General features: G+C 72.1%; 3 protein-coding genes. All 3 read right to left on the reverse strand.

Annotated features, from left to right (window positions below; genetic code table 11):
• Nucleotides 1-55: 55 nt before the first annotated feature.
• Nucleotides 56-832, reverse strand: coding sequence for a DNA-formamidopyrimidine glycosylase family protein (locus tag RWP81_RS12770; RefSeq protein WP_314456661.1), 777 nt, complete (start codon nt 830-832; stop codon nt 56-58).
• Nucleotides 833-975: 143 nt separating this feature from the next.
• The gene (locus RWP81_RS12775; RefSeq protein ID WP_314456663.1) at nt 976-5,658 is read right to left on the reverse strand and encodes an ATP-dependent helicase; all 4,683 of its coding nucleotides are present in this window, start codon (nt 5,656-5,658) and stop codon (nt 976-978) included.
• A gap of 457 nt (nt 5,659-6,115) precedes the next feature.
• Nucleotides 6,116-6,797, reverse strand: a 682-nt coding sequence (locus RWP81_RS12780; RefSeq protein ID WP_314456666.1) for an ATP-binding cassette domain-containing protein, incomplete at its 5' end; no start/stop codon positions are given.

A 6,797-nucleotide genomic window follows, 5' to 3' on the forward strand; every position in this document is an offset into this window, starting at 1 on the left:
CACCAGGCGCCGGCGTCGCGCCCCTCGAGCCCACCACGCGTTGGCGTCGCGCCGTTCAACCGGGCTGGCAGGTGGGGCACCAGTAGACGTTGCGCTCGCTCGTCGCCGACGCCCCCAGGCTCGTCGCACGGATCGGTGTACCGCAGCGTCGGCACGGCGCGCCTTCGCGGCCGTAGACCCAGAAGCGCCGCCCGGGGCGGGTGTCGCCGGTGAAGGTGCGTTCGGGCCGCGGGAGGTTGGCGCGGATCATGCGCTCGCCGAGGGCGATCGTCGCCTGCACGTCGATCTCGGTCGCGGGTATCGTGGGCGCGATCCCGCGCACGAACAACAGCTCGTTCGCGTAGACGTTGCCGAAGCCGGCGACGTTGCGCTGGTCGAGGAGCGCCACGTGGGCAGCGCGTTCGTCGGCGGCCACGCGGCGGACCGCCTCGGCCTCGTCCCAATCGTCGGCGAGGAGATCGGGGCCCAGGTGGCCGATCACCGTGTGCTCGTCGACGGTGCGCAGCACCTCCACCATGGCGAGGTCGAAGCCGACGGCGTCGAAACCTGCGACACCCACGATCGCGCGGGCCTTGAAGGCCTGGCGTCGCCAGCGCTCGCCGGGGCGGTACACGTCCCAACGCCCCTCCATCTTCAGGTGCGAGTGCAGCGTGTAGCCGCCGATCCGGTGCAGCAGATGCTTACCGCGCGCCGCGACCTCGTGCACCGTCTCGCCGCGCAGGTCGGCCGTCGCGCTGCCCGGGACGCGGATGTCGAAGCGGGTGACGACTTTGCCCGCCAGAGCCGCGGTGAGCTTCGCCGCGGCTCGATAGACGGTGTCGCCCTCAGGCATGCGCGGCCCTCGGGCGCGGCGCGGTCGGGGAGCCGGCGCGTCGGTCTGCCGGCCACGGAGCGGGGGCTACATCGGCGCGTCGACCTCCCCGCCGCGGAGTGGCGGCGACGGGTGCCGGCCTTTCGCTGTTCCGGAACATCGTGTCACGCACGTGCGGCCTCCCGCAGGGTGTCTCCGGCGGTGAGTTTGCGGAGCGTCAGGCCCTTGGGCGATTCGACGAACCCGGCCTCGCGGAGCGCGCGGCCGACCGCGGTGCCGTAGACGAACTCTCCATTGACCTGCTCGACGGTGAGGGTCTCGAGGCGCCGCTTCTTCGCCGTCTCGGCGAGGTGGCGCGCGGCGGCGAGCAGGGGGGCTTCGACGTCGGTGAAGGCGAGGGCGCTGCGGCCCCCGCGTTCCAGGTACAGCGTCAGCTCTCCGTCGACGAGCACGACCAGACCGCCGGCCTTACGACCCGGGCGGTGGGTGACGCCCTCGATGGCGGGCCAGCCGAGGGCGGCGCCGTAGGGGTTCGCGGGATCTGTCGCGGCGAGGGTGACCGTTCGCAGGGGAGGGGGATCGGCTACGGCGGCGAATTCGCGAAGGCGGTCGACGGTGGCGGAGGCGGCGAACTGCGCCGCCCCGAGCTTCTCGATGACGTAGCCGCGACGGCAGTGCCCCGCCTCTTCGAAACCGGCGAGGATGCGATACACCTGCGCGAAGCCTCCCGGCACGCCCTCGGATTGCACGGCGCCGCGGGTGACGACGCCGTATCGGTCGAGCAGCAGGCTCGCCGTGGCCGTGGCGGGGGGGGGGCGCTCGGGTTCGCGCGCGGGGTGGCGCCCCCCCCGGCCGCCGGGGGTGGGGGGGGGGGGGGCCGATGTCGCGCGCGGCATGGTGGCGCCCCGATACATGCGGGCGCGGGGGGCGCGACGGGCTACGCGGTGCGATTGTCCACCGCCGCTGAGAAGCGTGCGCACGGGCGCGAACGTGTCGTTCGTGACCCGCCCCGCCCAGGTCAGCGCCCACAGGGCGTCGTTGACCGACTGCTCGTTGTCGGCGCCGGCCAGCTGCTTCAGCTGCGAGGCGAAGTACGCACCTCCCCCGGCCAGCGCGGTGAGCAACCGCGCCTCCACCGAGTCCGGTGCGGGGTCGTCGGCGTCGGAGGGGTCTTGCAGCGTGAAGGGCGCGGCCTCGGCCGGGTGCAGGGCGATCCACCCGTCACGGCCGGGCAGGGTGCCGTGACCCGACCAGACGACCTCGCCCGTCGCGGTCAATTCGTCGAGGAGGGCGGGGGAGTAGTCGGCGACGCGCGACGGCAGGATGAGCGATTCCCATGCGCTCGCCGGGATGGGCACGCCCGCGAGCTGCTCGACCACCGCGAGGACCCCGTCGATTCCCTCGAGCGGGCGTCCGAGATGCTGCCAGACGGGGAGGAAGCGCGCGTAGGCCGCCGGGGGCACCGGCTCGACGCTGCCGCGGATCGCCGCGAGCGAGCGCATGCGCAGGCGCCGGAGCACCTCGACGTCGCACCACTCGGTGTCGTCGCCACGGCTGCCCCCCGACGCCTCCGGCAGGAAGAAGCCGCTCGCCAGACGCCCCTGCGACTCGAGGCGTTGCAGGGTGAGACGGGCGACGGCGATGCCGACGCCCAGACGCTCGGCCACCGCGTCGGTCGTGAAGGGGGCATGGGTGCGGGCGAATCGCGCGACGAGATCGCCGAGGGGGTCGGCGAGGGGTTCGAGGAAGGCATTCGGGATGCCGACCGGCAGGGCCGCGCCGAGGGCGTCGCGAAGGCGCCCGGCGTCTTCGATCCCGGCGACCCGCGGCACGCCGCCGAAGGTGACGCGGATGGCGCGACGGTCGTCGACGAGGGCGGCGAGGTGCTGCTCCGCCTCGCTGAGGGCGTCGGATTCGGCGTCGAGGCGCGCGGCGACCTCGGCGGCATCGAGCGGGCCGAGGATGCGCAGCAGGTCGGCTACGCCCTCCACGCCTCGCGCGCGGCGGTCGGGGTCGAGGCGCTGTGCTTCGCGTTCGAACTGGGCGATGACCTCGGGGTCGAGGAGCTCGCGCATCTCGACTTTGCCGAGCAGTTCGCTGAGAAGCGCCGGATCGACTGAGAGGGCCGCGGCCCGGCGCTCGGCGAGGGGGGAGTCGCCCTCGTACATGAACGCGCCGACGTAGCCGAAGAGCAGGTCGCGGGCGTACGGCGAGGGCTGCGACGTCGTGATCTCGACGAGGCGGATGCGACGCTCACCGATCTGGCGCGTCACGCGCAGTAGTGCTGGCAGGTCGTAGACGTCTTGCAGCACCTCGCGCAGCGTCTCGAGGATGATCGGGAAGGCGGGATGGCGCTTGGCGACCTCGAGCAGCTGAGCCGATCGTTGGCGCTGTTGCCAGAGGGGTGAGCGACGGTTGGGGTTCAGCCGCGGCAGCAGCAGCGCCCGCGCGGCGCACTCGCGGAACCGGGAGGCGAACAGCGCCGAACCCCCGACCTCGTCGGTGACGATCTGCTCGAGCTCCTCGGGTTCGAACACGAAGAGGTCGGCCCCGGGCGGCTCGGCCGCGGCATCCGGAACCCGGGCGATGATGCCGTCGTCGCTGGCGACGGCGGCGCCCTCGACGCCGAGCCGCTCGCGGATGCGCGCGTTGACCGCCAATGCCCATGGCGCGTGCACCTGCATGCCGTAGGGCGAGTGCAGAATGATGCGCCAGTCGCCGACCTCGTCGCGGCTGCGTTCGACCGTGAGACTGCGGTCGGTCGGCAGCGTACCGGTGGCCTCGCGCTGTTCGGCGAGGTACGACAGCAGGTTGGTGATGGCGTAGTCGTCGAGACCGGACTCGCGCAGACGCTCCTCGGCCTTCGCCCGTTCGGCGCCGGCGACATCGCGTGAGAACTTGCCGAGGGCCTCGCCCAGTTCGGCGGGGCGCCCGATGCCGTCGCCGTGCCAGAAGGGCAGCTTGCCGGGTTGGCCGAAGGCGGGCAGCACGTTGACCCGATCGTGCGTGATCTCGACGATGCGCCAGCTGGTCGTGCCGAGCGTGAAGACGTCGTTGACACGCGACTCGTAGACCATCTCTTCGTCGAGCTCGCCGACCCTCGCGTTCTGCGATTCTCCCGCCACGAACACTCCGAAGAGACCGCGGTCGGGGATGGTGCCACCGCTGGTGACGGCAACGCGCTGTGCGCCCGGGCGCCCGGTGAGCGTTCCCGCGTCACGGTCCCAAACCAGACGCGGTCGCAGTTCGGCGAACTCGTCGGAGGGATACCGCCCGGCGAGCAGGTCGAGGGTGGCCTCGTATGCCGAGCGGGGGAGCGAACGGAAGGGCGCGCTGCGCTTGACCGTCTCGAACCACTCCTCGACGTCGATGGAACCCAGGGCCGACGCGGCCACCGTCTGCTGCGCGAGGATGTCGAGCGGGTTCTGCGGCACCGAGATGGCCTCGATGCGCCCCGCGAGCATGCGCTCGGTGACGACGGCGGTATGGAGCACGTCGCTGCGGTGCTTGGGGAAGAGGGCCGCACGGCTCACCTCTCCGACCTGGTGGCCGGCGCGTCCGACGCGCTGGAGCCCGGATGCCGCGCTCGGCGGCGCCTCGACCTGGATGACGAGGTCGACCGAGCCCATGTCGATGCCGAGCTCGAGGCTGCTCGTCGCCACGACGCAGCGCAGGACCCCCGATTTCAGTTCGTCTTCGACCTGGGCGCGCTGCTCTTTCGACACCGACCCGTGATGGGCCTTGGCGAGGATCGCGGGAACGCCGGCCGAAGACCCCGCCTGTGCCATTTGCGCGGCAGGCACCGTCGGATCGGGCACGTCGATGCCCTGTCGCTCGGCGTAGATCTCGTTCAGCCGCCCGGTGAGCCGCTCGGCGAGACGGCGCGAGTTGGAGAACACGATCGTGGAGCGTCGCTGGAGGATGCGATCGACGATCGCCTCTTCGACGTGCGGCCACACGGAGCCGGCCATCTCGGTGCTCTCCGGGCGTTCTGAGAACCATTCGCCATCGGCCGCTTCGTCGGGCGCGGGGGAGCCCGGCGGTGGGGGCGGGTTCAGCATGTCCTCGATCGGCACGACGACCGAGAGGTCGAACGCCTTCGTCGCTTTGGGTGCCACGATGTCGACGGGCTGCGCGCCACCGAGGAAGCGCGCCACCTCGTCGATGGGCCGCACGGTCGCCGAGAGACCGATGCGCTGCGCGGGCTTGTCGAGCAGGGCGTCGAGCCGCTCGAGGCTCACCGCCAGGTGGGCGCCGCGCTTGGTCGCGGCGACCGCGTGCACCTCGTCGATGATGACGGTGTGCACGCCCCGGAGGGTCTCGGCGGCTTGGCTGGTCAGCATGAGGTACAGCGACTCGGGCGTCGTGATGAGAATGTCGGGCGGGGCGGTGACGAGCTTGCGCCGGTCGCTCGAACTCGTGTCGCCGGAGCGCACGCCCACCGTCACCCCCGGAACCTCGATGCCGAGGCGCCGAGCCGACTGACCGATGCCGACCAGGGGGGAGCGGAGGTTGCGCTCGACGTCGACACCGAGCGCCTTCAGCGGCGAGATGTAGAGCACGCGCGTGTTCGTGGGGACTGCTTTCGGTGCTTTCGGCGCCGAGCGCTTCGCACGCCGGACGGGCTCTGCGTCGACGACCTCGGGCGACTTCTCGCGGAAGATGCGGTCGATCGCGAAGAGGAACGCCGAGAGCGTCTTGCCCGAGCCGGTGGGCGCGACGACCAGAGCGTTGCGTCCGGACGACACGGACTCCCACGCGCCCTTCTGCGCGTTCGTGGGAGCGGCGAAGGCACCGCGGAACCAGTCCTGCGTCGCAGGACCGAATCTCTCCAACACGTCGGCCATGCCGACATCCTCTCTCGGACCTCCGACATCGGGTCGGGGTTGACGTTCGCCGGTCGCGGAACGGCTCCCCCCGGCGGCGGAGCGCGGGTCCTCCGGTGGAGGGATGCCGACGGAATCGTCGAGGTCTAGCGTCGGAGCATGAACAGCGCATCCTCTCGCCGGGCCACTGTTACTGTCGTGCTGGTCGCCGTCCCCGTCGGGCTGGGCATCGGCGCGGCCATCGCGCTCGGAGCGCAGAACCTGGTGATGGGCTCCACGATCGGTGGCATCCTCGCGGTCCTCTTCGGTGCCCTGGCCGCCTACACCGCACAGCTGCCCGCGACGGGCCGCCGGCGCGGCACCGCTGACGGGGGTGCCGTGATGTTCGGCACGGCCGGCGGCTCAGACAGCGGGTGCGGCGACAGCGCGGGTATCAGCGACGGCGGCGGCGGCGGAGGGGGAGAGGGGGCTGCTGAGGTCACCGCCCGCGCTCCCGCAGTCGTCCCTCCTCGAGTTCGAGCCGCAGGTCGAGGTCGAGCCGCGCGAGGAATGCGTCGTCATGGCTCACCACCAGAACGGCTCCCCGGTACGCACGCACCGCCGCGACGAGCTGGTCGACGGTGTCGAGGTCGAGGTTGTTCGTCGGTTCGTCGAGCACGAGCAGCTGCGGCGGCGGATCCGCCAACAGCACCCGCGCCAGCGCCACGCGGAACCGCTCCCCGCCCGAGAGGGTGCCCACGCGCCGGCTGACGGCATCGCCCCTCACGAGGAACCGCGCGAGCCTGTCGCGCAACTGCGCCACCGGAACGGTCGGCGCCGCAGCAGCGACGTCGTCCAGGACGGATGCCCCGTCGTCGAGGCCGTCCAAACGCTGCGGCAGATATCCGATGCGCTCGACGCTCGCCATCACGTGGACGGATGCCGAGCCCTCACCACCGCCGTGTACGAGTCGCTCGAGCAGCGTCGTCTTCCCGCTGCCGTTGCGCCCCTCAAGTGCCACGCGCTCGCGTCCGGTCACGAACCACTCCCGTTCGGCATCCCCGATCGAGAAGACGCGGCGGCCGGGGGAGTTCTGCGGATCGGGGAGGTCGATGCGCACCACGTCGTCGTCGCGCACCCGCGCCGCGGCGACGGCGAGCGCCGCCCGCGCGGCATCCTCC

This window comes from uncultured Microbacterium sp., assembly GCF_963521695.1.
In the GTDB taxonomy this organism is placed as follows: domain Bacteria; phylum Actinomycetota; class Actinomycetes; order Actinomycetales; family Microbacteriaceae; genus Microbacterium.

Excerpts from the sequence above, each read along its gene's own strand:
- RWP81_RS12775 (WP_314456663.1), bottom strand. The coding sequence starts at position 5,658 with ATGGCCGACGTGTTGGAGAGATTCGGTCCTGCGACGCAGGACTGGTTC.
- RWP81_RS12770 (WP_314456661.1), bottom strand. The coding sequence starts at position 832 with ATGCCTGAGGGCGACACCGTCTATCGAGCCGCGGCGAAGCTCACCGCG.